Annotated in this window: 21 protein-coding genes and 1 pseudogene; 7 read left to right on the top strand and 15 right to left on the bottom strand. The window is 71.5% G+C overall.

Features of this window, described 5'->3' with window-relative positions:
- The first annotated feature begins 54 nt into the window (after positions 1-54).
- Together EXU32_RS14815 and EXU32_RS14810 are read left to right on the top strand one after the other, a co-directional pair.
- Positions 55-369: a hypothetical protein gene (locus EXU32_RS14815; RefSeq protein ID WP_130630597.1), complete on the top strand. Its 315-nt coding sequence runs from the start codon at positions 55-57 to the stop codon at positions 367-369.
- Complete coding sequence (locus EXU32_RS14810) at positions 366-1,211, top strand: SDR family oxidoreductase (protein ID WP_130630596.1); 846 nt, start codon at positions 366-368, stop codon at positions 1,209-1,211. The genes EXU32_RS14815 and EXU32_RS14810 overlap by 4 nt, the downstream gene beginning before the upstream one ends.
- 27 nt (positions 1,212-1,238) lie before the next feature.
- Here the strand turns inward: EXU32_RS14810 and EXU32_RS14805 are convergent, their stop codons facing one another.
- The 5 genes from EXU32_RS14805 to EXU32_RS14785 form a co-directional block, all read right to left on the bottom strand.
- A complete protein-coding gene (locus EXU32_RS14805; protein WP_130630595.1) occupies positions 1,239-1,751 on the bottom strand; it encodes a GyrI-like domain-containing protein in 513 nt (170 codons plus the stop codon).
- The gene (locus tag EXU32_RS14800; RefSeq protein WP_130630594.1) at positions 1,748-3,022 is read right to left on the bottom strand and encodes a hypothetical protein; all 1,275 of its coding nucleotides are present in this window, start codon (positions 3,020-3,022) and stop codon (positions 1,748-1,750) included. Before EXU32_RS14800 ends, EXU32_RS14805 begins: the two co-directional genes overlap by 4 nt.
- Before the next feature lie 4 nt (positions 3,023-3,026).
- Entirely contained in the window at positions 3,027-3,206 is a 180-nt protein-coding gene (locus EXU32_RS14795) for a hypothetical protein (protein ID WP_130630593.1), read from the bottom strand.
- 2 nt (positions 3,207-3,208) lie between these two features.
- Entirely contained in the window at positions 3,209-3,673 is a 465-nt protein-coding gene (locus EXU32_RS14790) for a GNAT family N-acetyltransferase (RefSeq protein WP_207233817.1), read from the bottom strand.
- A gap of 67 nt (positions 3,674-3,740) precedes the next feature.
- Positions 3,741-6,272: a GNAT family N-acetyltransferase gene (locus tag EXU32_RS14785; RefSeq protein ID WP_130630592.1), complete on the bottom strand. Its 2,532-nt coding sequence runs from the start codon at positions 6,270-6,272 to the stop codon at positions 3,741-3,743.
- 263 nt (positions 6,273-6,535) lie between these two features.
- Between EXU32_RS14785 and EXU32_RS14780 the strand changes: the two genes are divergently transcribed.
- Complete coding sequence (locus EXU32_RS14780) at positions 6,536-7,801, top strand: IS110 family transposase (protein WP_130628060.1); 1,266 nt, start codon at positions 6,536-6,538, stop codon at positions 7,799-7,801.
- Positions 7,802-7,812: 11 nt separating this feature from the next.
- Here EXU32_RS14780 and EXU32_RS14775 read toward each other — a convergent pair whose 3' ends face one another.
- The 8 genes and pseudogenes from EXU32_RS14775 to EXU32_RS14745 all read right to left on the bottom strand — a co-directional run.
- Complete coding sequence (locus EXU32_RS14775; protein ID WP_207233816.1) at positions 7,813-9,369, bottom strand: pyridoxal phosphate-dependent decarboxylase family protein; 1,557 nt, start codon at positions 9,367-9,369, stop codon at positions 7,813-7,815.
- Between the two features lie 459 nt (positions 9,370-9,828).
- On the bottom strand, positions 9,829-11,013 hold the full coding sequence (locus EXU32_RS14770; protein ID WP_130630591.1) for a zinc-dependent alcohol dehydrogenase: 1,185 nt from the start codon (positions 11,011-11,013) through the stop codon (positions 9,829-9,831).
- 31 nt (positions 11,014-11,044) lie between these two features.
- A complete protein-coding gene (locus tag EXU32_RS14765) occupies positions 11,045-11,869 on the bottom strand; it encodes a hypothetical protein (RefSeq protein ID WP_130630590.1) in 825 nt (274 codons plus the stop codon).
- Positions 11,870-11,871: 2 nt separating this feature from the next.
- On the bottom strand, positions 11,872-13,101 hold the full coding sequence (locus EXU32_RS14760) for an NRAMP family divalent metal transporter (RefSeq protein WP_130630589.1): 1,230 nt from the start codon (positions 13,099-13,101) through the stop codon (positions 11,872-11,874).
- Positions 13,098-13,550 carry a hypothetical protein gene (locus EXU32_RS14755; RefSeq protein ID WP_130630588.1) on the bottom strand — a complete coding sequence of 151 codons (453 nt, stop codon included), beginning with the start codon at positions 13,548-13,550 and terminating at the stop codon, positions 13,098-13,100. Before EXU32_RS14755 ends, EXU32_RS14760 begins: the two co-directional genes overlap by 4 nt.
- A gap of 145 nt (positions 13,551-13,695) precedes the next feature.
- Positions 13,696-14,724, bottom strand: coding sequence for a DNA topoisomerase IB (locus EXU32_RS14750; protein ID WP_130630587.1), 1,029 nt, complete (start codon positions 14,722-14,724; stop codon positions 13,696-13,698).
- Positions 14,725-14,730: 6 nt separating this feature from the next.
- Entirely contained in the window at positions 14,731-14,862 is a 132-nt protein-coding gene (locus EXU32_RS17530; RefSeq protein ID WP_242612805.1) for a putative transporter small subunit, read from the bottom strand.
- Positions 14,863-14,877: 15 nt separating this feature from the next.
- Positions 14,878-16,377 (bottom strand): annotated as a pseudogene (locus tag EXU32_RS14745) (sodium:solute symporter family transporter); the annotation flags it as partial.
- A gap of 129 nt (positions 16,378-16,506) precedes the next feature.
- Here EXU32_RS14745 and EXU32_RS14740 point away from each other — a divergent pair.
- Positions 16,507-16,908, top strand: a complete 402-nt coding sequence (locus tag EXU32_RS14740) for a hypothetical protein (protein WP_130630585.1) — start codon at positions 16,507-16,509, stop codon at positions 16,906-16,908.
- 3 nt (positions 16,909-16,911) lie between these two features.
- Here EXU32_RS14740 and EXU32_RS14735 read toward each other — a convergent pair whose 3' ends face one another.
- On the bottom strand, positions 16,912-17,520 hold the full coding sequence (locus EXU32_RS14735) for a class I SAM-dependent methyltransferase (protein WP_130630584.1): 609 nt from the start codon (positions 17,518-17,520) through the stop codon (positions 16,912-16,914).
- 76 nt (positions 17,521-17,596) lie between these two features.
- Between EXU32_RS14735 and EXU32_RS14730 the strand changes: the two genes are divergently transcribed.
- Positions 17,597-18,220, top strand: a complete 624-nt coding sequence (locus EXU32_RS14730) for a maleylpyruvate isomerase family mycothiol-dependent enzyme (protein WP_242612804.1) — start codon at positions 17,597-17,599, stop codon at positions 18,218-18,220.
- Here the strand turns inward: EXU32_RS14730 and EXU32_RS14725 are convergent.
- Positions 18,204-18,734 (bottom strand): 2'-5' RNA ligase family protein, encoded by a 531-nt coding sequence (locus tag EXU32_RS14725; protein ID WP_130630583.1) that lies wholly within the window; start codon positions 18,732-18,734, stop codon positions 18,204-18,206. The genes EXU32_RS14730 and EXU32_RS14725 overlap by 17 nt on opposite strands.
- 63 nt (positions 18,735-18,797) lie before the next feature.
- Here EXU32_RS14725 and EXU32_RS17240 point away from each other — a divergent pair, with 63 nt between their 5' ends.
- Together EXU32_RS17240 and EXU32_RS14720 are read left to right on the top strand one after the other, a co-directional pair.
- Entirely contained in the window at positions 18,798-18,944 is a 147-nt protein-coding gene (locus EXU32_RS17240) for a hypothetical protein (RefSeq protein ID WP_165399699.1), read from the top strand.
- A gap of 18 nt (positions 18,945-18,962) precedes the next feature.
- Positions 18,963-19,181, top strand: a complete 219-nt coding sequence (locus EXU32_RS14720) for a DUF2809 domain-containing protein (RefSeq protein ID WP_130630582.1) — start codon at positions 18,963-18,965, stop codon at positions 19,179-19,181.
- Positions 19,182-19,203 lie beyond the last annotated feature (22 nt).

Here is a 19,203-nt window from a genome sequence, read left to right as displayed (position 1 = left end):
AGGGGTCTACGGCCAGCATCCCATCCCCCTTCGCGCCGGTCGTAGCCTGTCCGTATGACGCTTCGTGATGCACGCCTGGTCCAGACCGCTCCCGTCACGGCCCTCGGGCTCGTCGGCGGTTTCCTCGTCGCCCGCGAGACCGGGATCCGCCCGCTCGGCGGCGTCGTCCTCGGTGGGGCGGGTCTGCTCGCCGGCCGCAGCTGGCTGGCCAAGACCGACCCGGCGACGACCGCTGCGCTGTCGGTGGTCTACCTCGGCGGCTTCGGTGCCTCGCACCCGCTGGCCAAGAAGGTCGGCGCCTGGCCGGCCGTCCTCGGCGTCGCGGCACTCTCCGCCGCCGCCTCCCACGTCCTGTCGGACCGGAGATGACCACCTCCCCGATCGCGATCACGGGGGCCACCGGCCGCATCGGCGGCCGCGTGGCACAGCGGCTCTCGGCGAAGGGAGCGCCGCTGCGCCTCCTCGTCCGCGACCTCGGCCGGGCACCCGACCTGCCGGGTGCGCAGGCGGTACTCGCCCCCTTCGCCGACGGAGCGCTCGTGCAGGAGGCGCTGACGGGGGTCGAGGTCGCCTTCATGGTCTCGGCCTCGGAGGACGCCGAGCGGGTCGGTCAGCACCTGGCCTTCGTCGACGCGGCCGCGGCCGCCGGGGTGCGCCACCTCGTCTACCTGTCCTTCCAGGGAGCGAGCGAGGGCAGCACCTTCACCTTCGCACGCGACCACGCGGCGACCGAGGCGCACATCCGCGACTCCGGGATGTCGTGGACCTTCCTGCGCGACGGGTTCTACGCCGACTTCATGCCTGGCCTCGTCGGTGAGGACGGCGTGATCCGCGGTCCGGGTGGTGATGGTCGGGTCGCCGTCGTCGCCCAGGACGACATCGCCGAGGCCGCGGCGGCGGTCCTCGCCGACCCCGGGGCGCACGCGCGCCGCACGTACACGCTCACTGGCCCAGCGGCCTTGTCCTTCAACGACATCGCGTCGATCGTCGGCGAGGTGCAGGGGCGTCAGGTGACGTATGTCGACGAGACCCTGGAGGAGGCCCGGGCCTCCCGCGCCTCCTACGGCGCCCCCGACTGGGAGGTGGCGGGGTGGATCTCGACGTACACCGCGATCGCCGCCGGCGAGCACGCCGAGGTGACCGGGGACGTCGAGGCGCTCACCGGGCACCCGGCGACGCCCCTGCGCGAGGTGCTGCGCCGCGCCCGCTGACGGCCGCGGCCGAGGGGCGAGGGCGGCTCAGTCCTCGTACGGGACGACCAGGTCGGTCCGCAGCGTGCTCGGGTCCATCTCGGGCGAGGGCGCGGTGACGTAGACCTCCCAGAAGGGCAGCGAAGTCCGGTGACCGTCGGCGGCGACTCGCTGCATCAGGTCGCCCCATGCCCGCCCCAAGCCGTCGTAGCTGCCGACGTGGGAGATCGTCGCGACCTGGGTCGCGGGCATGCTCGAGGGGTAGAAGGTGATGCCTCCGGCCTCGAGCTCGCCGTCGAGCGGTGCCCCCACGGGGAAGCCGAGCTCGAAGCTCATCGTCGCCCCGGGAATGCGGTGGTGCAGGGCGAGTGCGGGTCCGGCGATCTCGATGCCACGCTCCTGGAGCGCGGGGACGAGGGTCCGGAAGGTCTCGTCGAACACCCCGCCCATGTCGCTCGGCAGGACCTCCTCGGCGAGGCGGACGACGGTCGGGATCTGCTGGGTCGTGACGTAGGTGACGTTCGTGTGCGGCGGGGCAAGGTAGGTCGGTGTGTCGCTCACGGTTCCTCCTGTGGTCGGGTCCTCTCAGCGTCCCAGATCGGCGGCGGCCGTGACCACGACGGCGGCCGTCCACGCGAGCGGTGCCGCCCCAGCCAGTCGAGGGTCTCGACGGCCCGGCCACGAGTGTCGTCGGCCGTCGCCCACGCCCCGGCGAGCACGGCCGTCTCGGGGGTCCACGCCACCCCGTCCCTGCGCCAGTCCCCGCCGGGGGCGTACCCGCCGTTGGGCCGGGCCATCTGCCGGGCGGCCTCGTCGAGGGCCGCGCGCAGCTCGGCCTCGCGCGGCGGACCGACCCGGTAGGGAGGCAGCATCCATGCGATCGCCGTGTCGCTCGCGCCGCCGCTGACCCGCCGGGGCCAGCCCCGCATGCCGAAGGTCGAGTGGACCTGGTGGTCCAGGCGCAGGGCAGCGGCTGCGCAGCGCTCACGCAACCCACCGGTGGTCAGCAGCGCCGCGTGCTCGAGCCCGGCGAGGAGGGGAGCGGCGGTGCCGAGGGTCAGCTGGCGCTCCTCGAGCTCCCAGTAGTCGGGCGAAGGGAGGGGGAGCCCGTCGCTGCCGAGCCGGGTGAGCGCCGTGGTGGCGCAGTGCCGGACGAGGGCATCGATGCTCGCCTCGTCGGCCGTCCCCCGCCACGAGTCGACCGTCGAGCCGGCGGCCCACAGCGCCCACCCGAAGCCGTCGTCCTGCGGCGGCCGGTCGTCGGGGGTGCCGCCGTCGAGGGCGTAGCGCGCCTGCATCCGTCCTGCCCGCCCGACGCGGGAGGCGAGGGCTGCGAGCTGGCGGGTCGCTCCCTTCGCGTCCCCGAGGCGGTGCAGCGCGACGGCGACGTGGGCGGTGTCGCGGGGCCAGGCGTGGCGCCACATGGGTGACCATCCGGCGACGGCCATGGGCAGGCCGGCGGAGAGCACCCACAGGTCGAGAGCGGCCTGGCGCACGAGGTCGCGAGGTGTCCCGGCGACGTGGTCGGGCAGGTCGAGCCCGTCCAGCCACGCCTCCTGCGTCGCGAGCAGCTCCTCCTGCTGCGGTCCCGCGAGCACGCGGGTCCCCGGGATCACGCGCTCGAGGTCCGCGGCGTGGACCAGCTCGCGCGTCTGCCGCCACGGACCGGTCGCGGACCGCATGGCCACGGTCAGTCCGTAGCTGGCGGGCACCTCGTGGCGGTTGCGGTAGAGGCTCATCCCCATGGTGCTGGTCGCGCCCGCGGCGACGGCCGCGACAGCCCCGGCCACGAAGGTGCGCCGGCTCGTGGCCCCTGGGAGGCGGTCGATCACCGCATCACATGGGGGACCCGCTGCGTCCCCGGCTGGTGATCATGCCCACCGCGACCCAGGCGGCGGCCACGAGCAGCGCACCCCCGACGGCGTAGGCCCTCGGCGGGCTGTCGAAGAAGGCGAAGCCGATGCCATAGGCCATCGTGATGACGAGTGCGATCAGAGCAGGTGTGCGTGTCCCCATGGTCAGACCCTCTCGCGGGGAGGCCCCGGGTCCACGGTGCGCGCCCCCTTCGCAATGCGACCGTGACCTCCCGGGCGGCCGGCGAGGGTCAGCGGCCCGGCGACTCGAAGCGCTGCCGCGTCAGGTAGACCATGCGGGCGTCCTTGTCCCCGAGGCGGACTCGCTCGCCGAGCTCGAAGCCGGACCGCTCCAGCACGGCGAGGATCGCCCGATCGCACCGCATAGGCCTCTGCGACGGGGTCGTGCTCGGGCTCGTAGGTCTGGACGAGCGCGACGGGCCGGCCGTCCTTCTCGCCGATCCACGCCCAGTGCGCCTCGAGCGAGTCGACGAAGTCGTAGACGTCGCGCACCTCGTCGACGCTCTTGTCACCCATGCCCCAGAAGCGTCCGCGCAGCTGGGTGAACCACCCGTGCAGCAGCGGCGCATCCTCGTGCGGGCGAAGGGGGCGGAAGCTCAGGTCGGTCATGCAGTCTCCTTCGTCAACGTTTCCTGAGGCGCGAGGCCGTCCGCGGCCGGGCCTCGAAGGGTCGGGATCAGCCACCGGTGCGCCAGCGGTCGTACGCACCCTCGCGCGTCACCGGCCGCATCTCCTTAAGGTCGTGCGCACCCTCGCGCATCTCCGGCCGCATCTCCTTAAGGTCGTGCGGATTGTGGAGAGGGTTGGCCAGGTCCCCCACCCGGATGAGCGAGCCCTCCGGGTCGGTGAGGTCGACCATCTGCAGCGTGTTGCGCAGCTGCAACCGGTTGAGGCACGAGTGCTCGAAGCTCTCCCGCAGCAGGTCCAGCCGGGCCGCGCGCGGGTGGTCGGCCGCGTGCTCCTGGACGCACTCGGCGACGAGAGTCCAGAACTCGCCGCCGCTCATCACCTCGTCGTCGGCGAGGATCTCGGCGACGAAGCGCAGCACCCCGTCGAGGACGTCGGTGAGGATCGACAGGGACTGCACGTGCGGGGGCAGGACGTGCCGGATCCGCTTGACGTCCGCCGGCAGCGGCCGGTCCGACATGACGACGACCTCCTCGCCGATGTCCTTCATGAAGACGCCGGTGGGCACGTGGTCCTCGAGCACGAGGATGAGGTTCTCCCCGTGCGGCATGAAGGCGAGGTCGTGCACGCCGAGGCAGTGGACGACGGGCCGCAGGTACGCGCGCAGCATCCGCCGCACCCACTCGGCGGCTCCGATCGGACTCGCGGTGACGAGCTCGGTGATGAGCGCACCACCGTCGGCGTCGCGGTGCAGCAGCCCGGTGAGTGACTGGAGCCGCTCTCCCGCAACGAGCTTCGGCACGGGCGACTCACGCCACAGGGCCGCGACCATCTTGGTGTGCGGGTTGGGCGCACCGAGCTGGTGGTAGGCGTCACCGGTGTAGCCGATGGCCGCGACCTCGCGCAGCACCCGGAACCCGCACGCGGCCAGCTCCGGGTCGTCCTCGACGAGCTGCGCCACCCAGTCGTTGATCGCCGGGGTGGCCGCCATGTAGCTCGGCGACAGCCCGCGCAGGAAGCCCATGTTCTGGATCGCCAGCGCCGTCTTGACGTAGTGCCGCTCCGGCCGATCGCGGTTGAAGAAGGTGCGGATCGACTGCTGAGCCCGGTACCGGTCGCTCGTCCTGCCCAGGTGCACGATGTCCCGTCGGGCGAGGTCCGACGCGAAGGTCACCGCGAGCTTGTGGTCCCACTGCCAGGGGTGGATCGGCATGAGCAGGTAGTCCGCCGGGTCCACTCCCTTCGCCTCCAGACGAAGGGAGAACCGCTCGCGGTCCGCAGGGTCCAGCTCGCCGGCGTAGAGGTCCTCCTCGGTCAACCCGTCCGCCAAGGACAGATGGGCGACGTTGCGCCGCACCGCGATCCACACCAGGTGCACGTCGGCTCCGGCCTCGGGGGAGTACGCCGCGTGGTCCGTCGCGGAGAAGCCGATCCGCCCGTTGTTGGCGACGAAGGCGGGGTGCCCCTCGGTCATCGCGGCCTCGATCGTCTGGAAGTCGGCGTGCACGAGCTCCCTGCTGGTGTGCCGCGCGTGGTGCCACTTGTACGCGAGGCTCGCGAGGGTCCCGCTGAGCTCCTCGAGGTAGGTCGAGCGGAGGTGGTGGGGGATGCCGAGGTCCTCGTGCAGGTCGGACACCACGGCCATCGCGTCGACCCGCGTGACCTCGCCGTCGACCGTCCGCTCGAGGCTCGCCGGGTCGACCCGCCAATGCTCCAAGGCGTGCCGGGTCGCGGCGAAGGTGTAGCGCGCGGTGCCCGCGGTGATCGTCCAGCGACCGTCGGTGGTCGGCTCGGGCGAGAGCAGCCGCTCATGGGTGAACTCGCCGATCGCCTTGGCGGCGACGTGTCGATGGGCGCGGGCCGTCACCTCCGGCTCCAGGTGCGCGACATCGGGCGAAGGGAGTCCCTCGCCCCCGAGCACCGGGCCACCGCGCTCCAGCTCGCTGCCCGAGTCCGACGCTGGCTCGCTCCCCGAACCCGACGCTCGCTCGCCCCCCGAACCCGACGCTCGCTCGCCCCCCGAACCCGACGCTCGCTCGCTCGCGGCGAAGGCCTCGACGGTGCAGAAGCTCAGCAGGGCCTCCTTGTCCGACAGGGCGATACGCCGATCGACGACGAAGCCGGCCGCGGCGTTCTTGGCGTGGATCGCGTGGTTGCGCACGTCCGGCTCGACGACGACCTCGGTGACGGCGGGGTCGCGGAAGCAGAAGTGCATGACGGCGCGGAAGACCTGCGAGGTGAGGCCGTGCACGGGTGTGTCCGTCGGCGCAACGAGCACGTGCATGCCCAGCTGGCCCGGCTCGACGCGGTAGTGCGCGGCCAGCACGCTGTGCGCCGGGTCGTAGGTCTCGGTGAGGAAGGTCGGCACACCGTCCACCCGACCGAGCCAGGCCGTGTGGTGCGGGTCGGCATCGATCTCGTCGAAGGCCGCGCGTGACTGCTCCGAGGTGTTCCCCTGCATCCCCCAGAACGTGGACCGGGGGTGGGTGACCCAGGCGTGCAGAAGGTCGATGTGCTCCTGCGGGACGGCCGGCTCGATCGTGACCCGACCGATGGGGGAGAGGAAGTGCCAGGTGCTCACTGGTCTACCTTCCTTGTATCAGCGTTCTCCGATAGGGCGTTGATGCACCCGAGGTGCCACCAGGCCATCGCCCAGCTCGCTCGATGCGTTGGATGTCCACGATGAGATCTGCGAGGTCTGGTGGTTACCCGGGACGTGCAGACCGTCGACAGGGCTGAGCGCCTCCGAGCGCCGATCAGTGAGCGAACCGGCAGCTGCGTCCCGGCACCAGCGGCACCACATGAGGGTGCCTCCCCACTGGGACTAGCAGCGAGGAGGCTGACATGCAGTCTGCCACCAGCACCACCCTGCCCGAAACCCCACTCAACGACGTCACGGCCGGCATCGATTGGGCCGTGGATGACCACGCCGCGTGCATCGTCGACGGCCGCGGCCGCGAAATAGCGCGCGTCATGGTCGAACACACCACGACCGGCCTGCGCGACCTGGTCATCTTCCTGGCCAAGCACGGCGTCGATGAGGTCGCCATCGAACGACCCGACGGGCCGATCATCGACGTCCTCCTCGAGGCCGAACTGACGGTGGTGGTGATCAGCCCCAACCAGGTCAAGAACCTGCGCGGCCGGTACGGCTCGGCCGGCAACAAGGACGACCGCTTCGACGCGTTCGTGCTCGCCGACACCCTGCGCACCGACCGGGCCCGGCTGCGCCGACTGGAGCCGGACACCCAGGCCACCACGGCGCTGCGCCGCGCCTGCCGCACCCGCAAGGACCTCGTGGCCCACCGGGTCGCCGCCGCCAACCAGCTGCGCGCCCACCTGAGCATCGTCTTCCCCGGCGCGGTGGGCCTGTTCGCCGACCTCGACTCCGAGATCAGCCTGGCCTTCATCGCCCGCTTCGATACCCAAGAGCGCGCCGACTGGCTCTCTCCCGCCCGGCTGGGCAAGTGGCTGGCCTCGGTCGGCTACAGCGGCCGCACCGACCCTGCCGTGCTCCACGCCCACCTGACCCAGGCACCCAGGGGCCTGACCGGCCCGGCGGCCACCGCCGAGGCCGGCAGCACCCACGCGATGATCGCGCTGCTGACGACCCTGGTCGAGCAGATCAAGATCCTGGGCCGCCAGATCGGCGACCAGCTCGACGCCCACGCCGACGGGCACATCTTCACCAGCCTGCCCCGCTCCGGACGCGTACGCGCCGCCCGGCTGCTGGCCGAGATCGGCGACTGCCGCGCCAAGTACCCCACCCCCGAATCCCTGGCCTGCCTGGCCGGCGTCGCGCCCTCGACCCGACAATCCGGCAAGATGCGCGTCGTCGGCTTCCGCTGGGCCTGCGACAAGCAACTGCGCGACGCCGTCACCGACTTCGCCGGCGGCAGCCGACACGCCAACCTCTGGGCCGCCGACCTCTACGACCGGTCCCGAGCCCGCGGACACGATCACGCCCACGCCGTGCGCATCCTCGCCCGCGCCTGGCTCTACGTCATCTGGCACTGCTGGCAAGACAACGCTGCCTACGACCCCGACAAGCACCACGCGCTCCAACGCGTCCTGACCAACCGACGAGCCACCCAAAACCAGGCGGCTTGACACAGGGCTTCTCATCGCGTCACCCCCGCTCCCGTGCCCTGAGGAGCTCGCGCAGCGAGCGTCTCGAAGGGCAGCCGCAGCTCGTCAAGGACATCCGGTCCCTGAGGAGGCGCGCCAGCGCCGTCTCGAAGGGCCGCATCCCGAAGCGCCGGTAGCAGCTGGTCGCCCGTCGCGGCGATCGTCTCGAGGATGCCCCTCAGGTGCTCCAGCGAGGTGTCGGGGTTGAGCAGGGTGAACTTCAGCCAGGCTCGCCCGTCGATGACCGTGCCGGCGACCATGACATCGCCCCGGTCGAGGAGCGCCTGCCGGATGAGCGGGTTGAGCGAGTCCGCCTCCGCCGCACTCACCCCCTCGGGCCGATACCGGAGCAGGACGGTGCTGAGCATCGGCTCGGCCGCGACCTCGAATCGCGCGTCGTCGACGAGCACCTCCCACATCTGATGCGCGCGGTCGATGACCTCGTCGAACATCTCGCCGACGGCGTCCGCGCCGGTGACGCGCAGGGTCATCCACAGCTTGAGCGCGTCGAACCGGCGGGTCGTCTGCAGCGACTTGTCCACCTGGTTGGGGGTGACGGCGGTGCGGGGGTTGAGGTAGTCCGCGTGGTGCGTCACGTGGGCGAGCGTGACGGCGTCACGCACGATGATCGCGCTCGAGCTGACCGGCTGGAAGAAGGTCTTGTGGAAGTCGACGGTCACCGAGTCCGCGCGCTCGATGCCGTCGAGCAGGTGGCGGCGGCGAAGGGAGAGCAGCAGGCCCCCTCCGTAGGCGGCGTCGACGTGCAGCCAGGCGCCGTACTCGGCCGCGAGGTCGGCGATGCCGGGGAGCGGGTCGATCACCCCGAGGTCGGTGGTGCCGGCGGTCGCGACGACGGCCATGGCGATCTCGCCGCGCTCGCGGATGGCCTCGAGCTGGGTGCGCAGCGCGACGAGCGACATGCCGCCGGTCGCTCCCGTGGGGACGGGGATGACGGCGCTGGGGTGCAGACCCATGATCCGCGCCGACTTGATGACGCTGAAGTGGCTGTGCTCGGTCGCGAGCACCCGCATCCGGGTGAGATCGGTGGACCCGGTGCGCCGCGCCGCCTCACCGCGGGCGAGAAGCAGACCCTGCAGGTTGGACTGGGTCCCGCCGCTGGTGAAGACGCCGTCGGCGGTGTCCTCGTCCAGGCCGATCCGTCCGGCGGTCCAGCGGACGAGGCGCTGCTCGACGAGGGTGCCGCCGGCGCTCTGGTCCCAGGTGTCGACCGAGGTGTTGACGGCCGCGATGATCCCCTCGGCGAGGACCGCAGGCAGGGCGACCGGGCAGTTGAGGTGGGCGACGTATGACGGGTGGTGGAACCAGATGGCGTCGCGCAGGTAGACGTCGGTGACCTCGCTGAGGGCCGCGTCGAGGTCGCTGGCGGGCCGGTCGAGGTCGACGCCGTCCACGACGGGCGCGAGGTCTGCGACGGACGCCCCGGTCGACGGGGAGTCGGCAGCGAGGTGCTGGGCCACGAGCCGGGTGACGCGTGACATGCCGGCGACGTAGTCGTCTGCGGTGTCCTGGGTGAGGAGGTGCGGGTTCACCGGGCGGTCTCCTGATAAGTGAGGGTTACCTAACTAAGGTATGGCTGCCCTAACCTAACTGCTCGACGACGGCTTCGCTCGTCGAGCGACGCGGCACCCGATCTCACCGCCGCCGTGCCGCCTCGCGACACCCCTCACCAGCGCCGACGTGCACCGGCCTTCCCGCGCCACCCGGCCTTCCGCTCATCTACCTGCGGGTACGACGTGCACTTGTGTGGCTGGGCGAGGACGGTGGCCCGGCAATCCAGGGGTCGGGCGCGCTCGACCGCGACTGGTTGCACGTCGTACCCGCAGGTAGCTCCCGGGCGAGGTGCTCGCGTGAGCCGCACTCGGGCTGCGGCCCCCGCGTCAGCTCGGCGCCACGGGCTGACCGGCCGATGAGGCCACGGCCACGCAGAGCGAGGGCGACGACGCGCACCCTGTCCCCGTGCGCGTCGTCGCGGTCTCGGTGGGCTGCGGTCAGGGCGTGAGCACGACCTTGATGCAGCCGTCCGCCTTGTCGCGGAAGGTGCGGTAGGCCTCCGGCGCGTCGGCGAGCGGGACGCGGTGCGTGGCCAGCCCCTCGACGTCGAAGACGTCCTCCTCGCGCGAGACCACCTCGAGCAGCTCGTCGGTCCACCGACGGACATTGGCCTGGCCCATCCGCACGGTCACCTGCTTGTCGAACATCTTCATCAGCGGCATCGGGTCGGCCATGCCGCCGTACACGCCGCTCAGCGACACCGTGCCGCCGCGGCGCACCACGTCGAAGCACTGGTGCAGCACCTTGAGCCGGTCGATCCCGACGGTCTCGATGGCCTTGCGGGCCAAGGGCTTCGGCATCCGGCTCGTGGCGCCGATGACCCGCTCGGCGACCGGGTTGCCGTGCGCCTCCATCCCGACGGCATCGACGACCCGGTCGGCGCCGCGACCGTCGGTCATCTCGGCGATGGTCGAAGGGAGGTCGTCGACCGTGCGCACGTCCACCGTCTCCATGCCGTGCGCGGCGGCCATCGCGAGCCGCTCGTCGACGAGGTCGACACCGATGACCCGCTCGGCGCCCTGCTGCAGAGCGGATCGCGCAGTCATCTGACCGATCGGGCCCAGACCCATGACGACGACGGTGTCGCCGTCGCCGACATCGGCGTAGCGCGCCGCCTGCCACGCGGTGGGCAGCACGTCGGAGAGGTAGAGGTAGCGCTCGTCGGTCCCGGTCTGCGGTAGCCGCACCGGCCCGTAGTGCGCCTGCGGCACCCGCAGGTACTCCGCCTGCCCACCCGGGACGGAGCCGTAGAGGCTCGAGTAGCCGAAGAGTGCCGCCCCTTTGGCCTGCTCCCTCACCTGGGTCGTCTCGCACTGCGACTGCAGACCACGACGGCACATCCAGCAGTGCCCGCACGAGATGTTGAAGGGCACGACCACCCGGTCACCGACGGCGAGGTCGCCGGTCTCGCTGCCGACCTCCTCGACGATGCCCATGGCCTCGTGGCCGAGGACGTCCCCGGACTGCAGGTAGGGCGCGAGCACCCCGTAGAGGTGCAGGTCCGAGCCACAGATCGCGGTCGACGTCACCCGCACGATCGCGTCGGTCGGCTCCTCGATCTGCGGGTCGGGGACGTCGACGACCTCGAGGGTCTCGGGGGCCTGCCAGGTCACGGCCTTCATCGTTGCCTCCTCGGCATCGGGTAGGGCTGCGTTACCCGGTGGCCGACGCTCCCAACCGTCCCTCGTCGTGCGGGTCCATCTCGACGTACCCCTCCGCCCACGAGACGGACCGCAGGTCGGACCACTCGTGCCAGTGCGCGGTGCGGTGCAGCCGGTCGATGATCCAGCTGATCGCCCGCGGACCGTCCTGCTCGTCCGACGAGTACCCGAGCTTCGACCCCGCGAGCCGCGGACCCACGAGCACCTTGGTGAGCCGGATCCCCGCTCCGTCCGGCGTGCCCTGCCCATGCAGGTCGGTGATGCAGTGTCGCGGGGTGCTGTCGTGGCGGTGCACCGTCATGCCGAGCAGCTCGGTCAGGCGGTGCGTCCCACCCGCGCGTGCGCGCTCGGGCACGTCCGGCCGCTCCGTGCGGGCCCACGACGGCGGGTCCACGTCCTCCCCGCTGACGTGGTCGGCCCCCTTCGCCCCGGGGATGCGGCCGATCAGGTTGCGGCGCAACCAGTTCTCGAGGCCGAAGGACGCCAGCAGGGCGTCACGGGCGGCCTCGCCCACCACGACGTCGGACCTGATCTCCTGGATCTCGGACACGGGGACCATGACGACACCCGGGTCGTCCGGGTCGTTGAGACGTCGCCAGACGGCCCACCCCCACCGACCCAGGACACCGGGATAGCGGGGAGCGAGCGCGGCCGGCCCCACCATGAGCCACTCGACGACGAGCTCGTCCCCGTCCTCGCGCAGCGCGAGGTCGTCGACCTTGCCGATGAGTCGTCCCTCGCCGTCGACGATCTGATGGTCGAGCAGGCGGATGAGGATGCTGCCGTCGAAGGTGCGCGCGCCGGTCGTGTCGGCCATGGTCACTGCCCCACCCTCGTCACGATCATCAGCGGGATCGCGGCCGCCGAGGCCACGAGGACCGGGACGAGCACGGCCGTGCCGAGCACGTTGGCCAGCCACCCGTTGGCGTGGTCGCCCATGTACGTGCGGTCGTTGGCCACGATGAGGATCGGGAGGTAGGTCAGCGGCAGGGCGATCGCGCTGAAGACCACGGAGTACTCGGTGACCATGATCGGGTCGACCGTCGTCAGCAGCACCCCGGGCCCGATGATGCACAGCAGGAGCAGGATCGTGTGGAAGCGCGTGGCCCGCATCGGCTCGACGAACTTGCCCCACTGCCAGCCGAAGTACTGGCAGGCGCTGTAGCCCACCGACAGCCCGGTCTCGCAGGCAGCGCCGAAGGTCGCGGCGAAGAGCCCGAGCAGCGCGATCGCGATGCCGATCTTGCCGAAGGCGATGCCGACGGGCAGCACCGTCTGGCTCAGCTCGCCGACCTCGACGGACAGGGGGAGGAAGACGATGGCGGCGCAGGCCGTGATGGCCAGCGAGAGCAGCGCGCCCAGGGGGAATCCGATGAGGACGTTGCCGCGCATCATCGGGATGTCCTTGGGCCGCCAGCCCTCCTCGACCCCGCCGGAGGAGAAGAAGAAGACCTCGTAGGGGGTCATCGTCGCGCCGAAGATGGCGATCGCGTAGTACCAGTAGGTGGGGATGCCCTCCGGCTGCGGCATCGCGGCCCGGGAGGCCTCGTGCCACAGCTGCGACCAGTCCGGCGAGAGCTGCCACACCGCGACCGCGAAGACGATGAGCGCCAGGCCTCCGAGGCCGAAGGTGTTCTCCAGGGCGGAGAACTTCACCCGCCAGAAGACCAACCAGAGCGCGGCCGCGACGACCGGGATCCACAGGTAGGGGTTGACGCTCGTCGCCAGCTGCAGCGCGAGGGCGACGCCACCGATCTCGGCGATGAAGGTCAGCAGCGTGACGGCCATGGAGCCGATGAGGTTGAGCAGCCCCACGCGCGGTCCGAAGCGCTCGCGGATGAGGTCGAAGGTGGGCCGCCCGCTCACCGCGGCGACCCGCCCGCTCATCTCCGCGAAGACGCAGATGCTGAAGGTGCCGAGGACCAGGACCCAAGTGAGCGACAGGCCGAAGCGGGACCCGACGACGCCGGCCGTGACGATGTCACCGATGTCGACGAATCCCCCGATGGCGGTGAGCAGACCGAGGAGGAGACCGAGGACCTTCTTCATCCCAGGTCCTGCTTGAGCTGCTCGAAGTCCGTGGTCACCGACCGCAGATCGGTCAGGGCCTGCCGCAGCCTGCTCGCGTCATCACGCCGGGCGGCGATCCGCGCATCGGCGATGGCGTCGTCGGCGTCACCCAGGGTGTCGAGGACGTCCGTGCGAAGGGAGTCGTCCCCGCCGTGCGGAGGCTGCACCTTGCCGAAGCTGTCCTCGATGGGACCGATGGCGTCCTCGCAGGTGCTGAGACTGGTGTCGGCGACGGTGGACGTGACCCGGTCGCGCAGGACCATCTCGACCGTCAGGGTCGCGGTGGCCGTCTCGGACAGGCCCGACCCCACGGCCGCGCGCGCGTTCTGCCGGAAGGCTCCCGAGTCCAGCGCCGGGGTGACACAGCCGGACAGCGCCACCGTCAGGAGACCCGCGGCGAGCGCCCTGGCCCACTCGCGGGAGCTCATCGCTGCCTCCGCAGGACGAACCACGCCAAGGTGCCCACGAGCACCAGCAGGATCAGCCAGCCGAGGCCCAGAGGCCACCCTTCGATCATGCCCATGACCTACCCCGGGTGCGGTCGGACATGCGTCAGCGGACCCTCAGCGACCCTCAGCGGACCTCGCGGCCGGTCAGCAGCTCCACCAGCTCGCGCTCCACGCGTCGTCGGACCGCGTCGCTGTGGTCCAGCGGCGCGCCGCGGCAGGGTCGGACGCTGCGCCCGTCGCGGTGGGCGTCGAGCAGCCGCGGGTCGACATAGCTGTCGCGGGCGACGGTGACCGTGTCCCCGAGGGAGTCGGCCGCTGCCTCCACGGCGAGACGCACGGCCTCCTCGACCTCGACCCCCGCCCACGAGGAGGCCGCCAGCGACTCGGCCGCGGTGACCGTGGCGGCCCACGTGCGCAGGTCCTTGACCGTGTGGGCGTCGCCGACGAGTGTGCGGAAGCGGTCGCCGACCGCAGCGGCGCCCAGGTCCTGCCAGGTCGACCCGTCGCGCCACCGGAGCAGGTGCTCGCCCCTGCGCCCTGCGCGACGCAGCGCCCGCAGGGTCCGCACGACGTCCTCGTCGGTGACGACGACGCGGGCGCGCTGCCCTCCCTTCGCCGGGAACTCCAGCTCGACGCCCGACCCGGCGTCGTGCACGTGGTCGGTGAGCAGCGTGGTCACCCCGTGCGTCCCGTGGTCCGCCTCGTAGGCGGTGGACCCGACCCGCAGCCGGCCCGTGTCGAGCAGCCACAGGGCAGCCGCGGCGACCCGGTCCCGGGTGGGGCCGCGAGCGCCCAGGTCGGTGCGCAGCCGGCGACGCATCCGCGGCAGGAGCGGGGCGAGCTCGAGGACGCGGTCGAACTTCTCGCGGTCGCGGGCTGCCCGCCACCGCGGGTGGTAGAGGTACTGGGTGCGACCGGCGTCGTCGACGCCGGTCGCCAGCAGGTGCGCGGCGGGGTCGGTGCAGATCCACACCTCGCGCCACGCGGGCGGCACCGCCAGCGCGTCGATGCGCTCGCGGGTGGCCGCATCGACGAGCCGGCCGGAGGGCAGGTGGTGGCTGAAGCCACGCCCCCGCCGACGTCGGGTGATCCCCGGCTCGTCCGGGCTGCTGTGCCGCATGACGCCGTCATACCCGCTGACGGCGTCAGGCACCGCCGATCAGATGATCCGGCGGCCTTCCTTCTTCGCCGCGCGCCACTCCTTGTGGAAGCCGACGCAGAGGACGGCGAGGATGACGGCCACGATGACGGGCCAGATGAGGACGTAGACGGTCAGTGCTGTGATGGACATGCGGGGTCCTTCCGGTCAGGAGTGGGCGGGCGCGAGGTCGCCGTCGCGGTCGACGTCCGGCTCGTCGTCGGTGAAGTCAGCGGTCCGCGCGGCGATGAGGTCGAAGTCGAAGGGCTCTCGTCGCGACATCAGCGACATGGCGATGCAGACGATCGTCGAGACGGCGTAGGCGATCAGCGATCCGGCGAGGGGCGGGTACTGCGAGATCACCCCGATGGCGAAGGGGGCGACCCCCACCGCGAAGAGCGTCCCGACGACCATGCCCACCTTGGGACCGAAGAAGCCGAAGGCCATCAGGCCGATGACGATGCCGGCCCCGATGATGCCCACCACGTCGATGACGAGGTCCAGGGCGCCGTGCTGGGGCAGCCAGGAGAAGCGCACCGGCAGGAAGATCGCGAAGGCGACGAGCACCGAGACGGTGAAGGCCGAGTTGGTGATCCGGGTCCAGTAGAAGGAGGCGATGACGGGGAAGACGAGGCAGCCCCACATCGCTCCGACGAAGACGAGCAGGTCGAGGATGTTGAGCTCCAGCGCCGCGAAGAGCACTGCGGCGACGGTGGCGACCACCATCGTCAGACGGCCGATGAGCAGCATCGTCCTGGGGTTGATCCGGCCCTCGCGGCGGGCCCGCTCGCCGTAGATGTCGGTCATGACGATCGAGGACAGGGCAGCGAGGTCGGAGTCGGCCGTCGAGGACAGGGAGCCGATGATCATGACGAAGAAGACGACGATCAGCGGGGTCGCCAGGTGGGTCGCGGCCAGCTGCGGCAGCAGGTTGTTCGGGTCGCCCCCCGCGGGGGTGATGCCGGAGTAGAGAGCGAGCACGCCCAGCATGCCGATGCCGATGATGGTGGCGCCATAGCCGATCGTGGCCGTGATGAAGGTCGGCTTGATGAGGTCCTCACGCACCGCGAAGAGCCGCTGCGCGATCGTCTGGTTGCCGATGGCATAGGCGAGGACGGCCGCGATGTAGGGGGCGCCCTGACGCAGGAAGGCGTCGGAGGAGAAGAAGTCGGCCTGGTGCGGCGTGAGGTTGCCGGCGCCCTCACGCAGCAGGTCGGGGCCACCGAGGAGGAAGAAGAAGGTCGGCACGAGGATGACCACCGCGAGCAGCATGGCGACGACCTGCGCGAAGTCGGTGAGCACGGACGCGCGGAATCCGGACCAGACCGTGTAGAGCAGCACGCCGGCCGCGATCATGATCACGCCCTGGATGAAGCTCAGGGGGGAGAGCATCGCGATGAGCGCGCCACCGGCGATGAAGTTGGACATCAGCGAGATGACGCTGCCGAGGACGTTGGAGATCGCGAGCATCAGCTGGCTCGAGCGACCGTGCCGGGCGCGCATGACCTCGGCGAGGGTGTGCGCGTTGGGGGCGACCTTGCGGATCCGCCGGCCGAAGGGGTAGATGAAGAGGATCATCAGGGCGCCCCACAGCCCGTAGTGGATCGGTCCGGAGATGCCGTAGGTGTAGCCGGAGGTGACCGAGGCGTACATCGATGAGGCCCAGATCCGTTCAACACGGGCAGCGAGGTCGACCCGGCGACGGGCCTGCCGGACGACTTCGTCAAGACGCAGATCGCCAGCCTCACCAGCAGCTTCGTCACCGGCTTCGTCTCGTGGGCCCTCGGCCTGGCGCTGGTGCGCGGTGCGCTCGACGTCGTCGACACCGGACGCACGTCCTTCGGTGCGATGTTCAGCCGCATCCCGTGGGGCCAGGCGCTCCTGGCCGGACTGATCATGTGGGTCGCGACGACCATCGGGTTCGTCCTGTGCATCATCCCCGGGATCATCGTGCTGTTCCTGCTCTACTACACCAACTACGCGGTCCTCGAGGGGCGCTCGGCCACCGACGCCCTCGGCGCGAGCTTCACCTTCGTCAAGGACCACCTGGGCGAGAACCTCCTGCTGATGCTCGTCGCGATCGGCCTGAGCATCCTGGCGATCTGCACCTGCGGCATCGGCTTCCTGGTCGTCACGCCGGTGATGTCCATCGCGACCGCCTACACCTGGCGGGTCCTGCAGGGGCGGCCCGCCGCCTGACGCTCAGCGGCCCAGGATGCTGAGCATGAAGCCAGCGTCCTGGGTCCAGGGCTCCAGAGCCCACCCACCGAGGCGGACCTGCTCGTGCAGGCCCGCCTCGGTCGCGTCCGAGAGGAAATCGTCGAAGGCATAGCCGCGGTCCGCGCCGAAGCCGATGACCGCGCGCCCTCCCTCCGCGAGGTGGTCGGCGAAGCCGGCCAGCACATCCCCGCGGGTGCTCGGCGCGAGGAAGGTCATGACATTGCCCGCGCACACGATGAGGTCGAAGGGAGTCCGCTCCCCGTTGTCGTCGCGCAGGTCGAGCGAGGACAGGTCGCTGACGACCCAGCGGGGACCCGGGTGGTCCTCCTGCGCGGCGGCGACGAGGGCGGGGTCGACGTCGGCGCCGGTGACGTCGTGGCCGAGCTCGTGCAGCCGGCCGCCGACTCGGCCGGGACCGCAGCCGGCGTCGAGGACCCGGGCCCTGCGCGGGAGCATCGCGTCGACGAGGCGGGCCTCGCCGTCGAGGTCATGGCCTCGCGCGGCCATCTCGCGGAAACGGTCGATGTACCACTGGGAGTGGTGGGGGTCCTCCGCGACGATCCGCATCCACTCGCTCTGCTCAGGTGCCATGCTCGCCACCCTAGGCCCGCTGTCACCCCCCGCTCCCTGAGGAGCTTGCGAAGCAAGCGTCTCGAAGGGTGGCAGCATGAACCCCATGGGAGATGTCTGGGAACTGGTCCACGCCGAGCGGGCAGCGCTCGCCGACGATCTCGAGCGCCTGACCGAGGAGCAGTGGCGCGAGCCCTCGCTCTGCGAGGGCTGGAGCGTCCACGACGTCGCGGCGCACCTCGTGGCCAACGCGCGGACCACTCCCTTCGGCATCGTGGTCGACATGGCACGGGCGCGGGGCAACTTCGACCGGCAGACCCAGCAGGGGGTGCAGCGCAACCAGGGCGCCACGCCGCGCGAGACGCTCAGCCGGCTGCGTGAGGTCGCCCCGCGCCGCACCGGCCCGCCTGCGCCGGTGGACAGCCGGCTCGTCGAGGAGGTGGTGCACGGTGAGGACATCCGCCGGCCGCTCGGCATCTGGCACGACTACGCCGCCGAGAGCATCGAGCGGGCCCTGCGCTACCAGGCGCGCGTCTCCGAGGGGCTGGGCGGCGGTCGTCAGCGGGCCGAGCGGGTCACGCTGCACGCTGACGACATGGAGCTGTCGATCGGTGACGGACCCCAGGTCCATGGACCGGCGCTCGCCCTCCTCCTGGTGATCTCGGGCCGCACCGCGGCGCTGGCCGACCTCGAGGGGCCGGGCCTCAGCCTGCTGTCCTGAGCGGCCACCGCTGCATGACGTGGCAGCGACCGCTCTCCCACCAGGCCAGCTGCAGCTCGGTGAGCATGCACGGCACCGGCACCAGGCCGGCGAGCAGCGCCCGCGTGGAGCCGACGTCCACCCCGTCGCTGGCGGCGTCGAGCGTGAGGTGCGGGACCGGGCTCGGGCCGAACCTCCCTTCGTAGGGAGGGTGCTCGGGGAAGGCCACCACGAGGGCCTCGGTCAGTGCGCGAAGGGGGCCCTCCGGCTCCGGCCGCAGGTGGATGATCCCGTCGGGGAACTCGCCGATCTCGCTCAGCCGCACCGTGATCGGCGCAGTGGCGGCCGCGATGCCGGCGATCGTCGCCAGCTGCTCCGCTGTCGGTGAGGGGGCGAAGGGGGCCAGTGCCGTGATGTGCGCATGGCCGAAGTCGGGGTCGGCCGAGACGAAGGCCTCGTCGTAGTGGCGGGGGCGCTCCCGCACCCAGCCCTCGAGGGCGGGGGCGGGCAGCTGCAGGACGGTGTGGCCGGGCACGGACCGAGCCTGTCACGGCTGGCCCTCAGGTCGGGCTCAGGTCGCTGGGGTGGGATGGCGCCCGTGCCCCGCGTCGTCTCCGCCTCGTGCCTCGCCGTCGTCGTCCTCGCCGGGTTGTCCGTGCAGCTGGTCCGACACCTGGCCTGGGCCGACGCCGCGGGGAGCGTGCTCTACGCGATGGCGGCGTGCTTCGCGATCTCGCTGGTGTAGCGGGGACGGCCACTCGCGGTGGCCGGGACGGCCTTCGTCGCGTGCGTGCTCGTCGAGCTGGTCCAGCTGACGGGTGTCCCGGCGCGGCTGCCCGCCCTGAGCCTGCTACTCGGGTCGGGCTTCGACACCCGGGACATCGGCTGGTACGCGGTGGGGAGCCTCGTCGGCGCCGGGCTGATGGTGCTCGCGCACGCTGCGACTCAACGACACAGCGCGACTCGACGACACAGCGCGTGACGAGACGCGCCTTGTCCGTGAC

Origin of the sequence: Janibacter limosus (genome assembly GCF_004295485.1) — a bacterium.
Taxonomy (GTDB): Bacteria; Actinomycetota; Actinomycetes; order Actinomycetales; family Dermatophilaceae; genus Janibacter; species Janibacter limosus_A.
This window is presented reverse-complemented; position numbering and strand designations above follow the sequence as displayed.

Excerpts from the sequence above, each read along its gene's own strand:
- EXU32_RS14770 (WP_130630591.1), bottom strand. The coding sequence starts at position 11,013 with ATGAAGGCCGTGACCTGGCAGGCCCCCGAGACCCTCGAGGTCGTCGAC.
- EXU32_RS14765 (WP_130630590.1), bottom strand. The coding sequence starts at position 11,869 with ATGGCCGACACGACCGGCGCGCGCACCTTCGACGGCAGCATCCTCATC.
- EXU32_RS14730 (WP_242612804.1), top strand. The coding sequence starts at position 17,597 with ATGAACCCCATGGGAGATGTCTGGGAACTGGTCCACGCCGAGCGGGCA.
- EXU32_RS14815 (WP_130630597.1), top strand. The coding sequence starts at position 55 with ATGACGCTTCGTGATGCACGCCTGGTCCAGACCGCTCCCGTCACGGCC.
- EXU32_RS14755 (WP_130630588.1), bottom strand. The coding sequence starts at position 13,550 with ATGAGCTCCCGCGAGTGGGCCAGGGCGCTCGCCGCGGGTCTCCTGACG.
- EXU32_RS17530 (WP_242612805.1), bottom strand. The coding sequence starts at position 14,862 with ATGTCCATCACAGCACTGACCGTCTACGTCCTCATCTGGCCCGTCATC.
- EXU32_RS14760 (WP_130630589.1), bottom strand. The coding sequence starts at position 13,101 with ATGAAGAAGGTCCTCGGTCTCCTCCTCGGTCTGCTCACCGCCATCGGG.
- EXU32_RS14790 (WP_207233817.1), bottom strand. The coding sequence starts at position 3,673 with ATGACCGACCTGAGCTTCCGCCCCCTTCGCCCGCACGAGGATGCGCCG.
- EXU32_RS14810 (WP_130630596.1), top strand. The coding sequence starts at position 366 with ATGACCACCTCCCCGATCGCGATCACGGGGGCCACCGGCCGCATCGGC.
- EXU32_RS14735 (WP_130630584.1), bottom strand. The coding sequence starts at position 17,520 with ATGGCACCTGAGCAGAGCGAGTGGATGCGGATCGTCGCGGAGGACCCC.
- EXU32_RS14795 (WP_130630593.1), bottom strand. The coding sequence starts at position 3,206 with ATGGGGACACGCACACCTGCTCTGATCGCACTCGTCATCACGATGGCC.
- EXU32_RS14780 (WP_130628060.1), top strand. The coding sequence starts at position 6,536 with ATGCAGTCTGCCACCAGCACCACCCTGCCCGAAACCCCACTCAACGAC.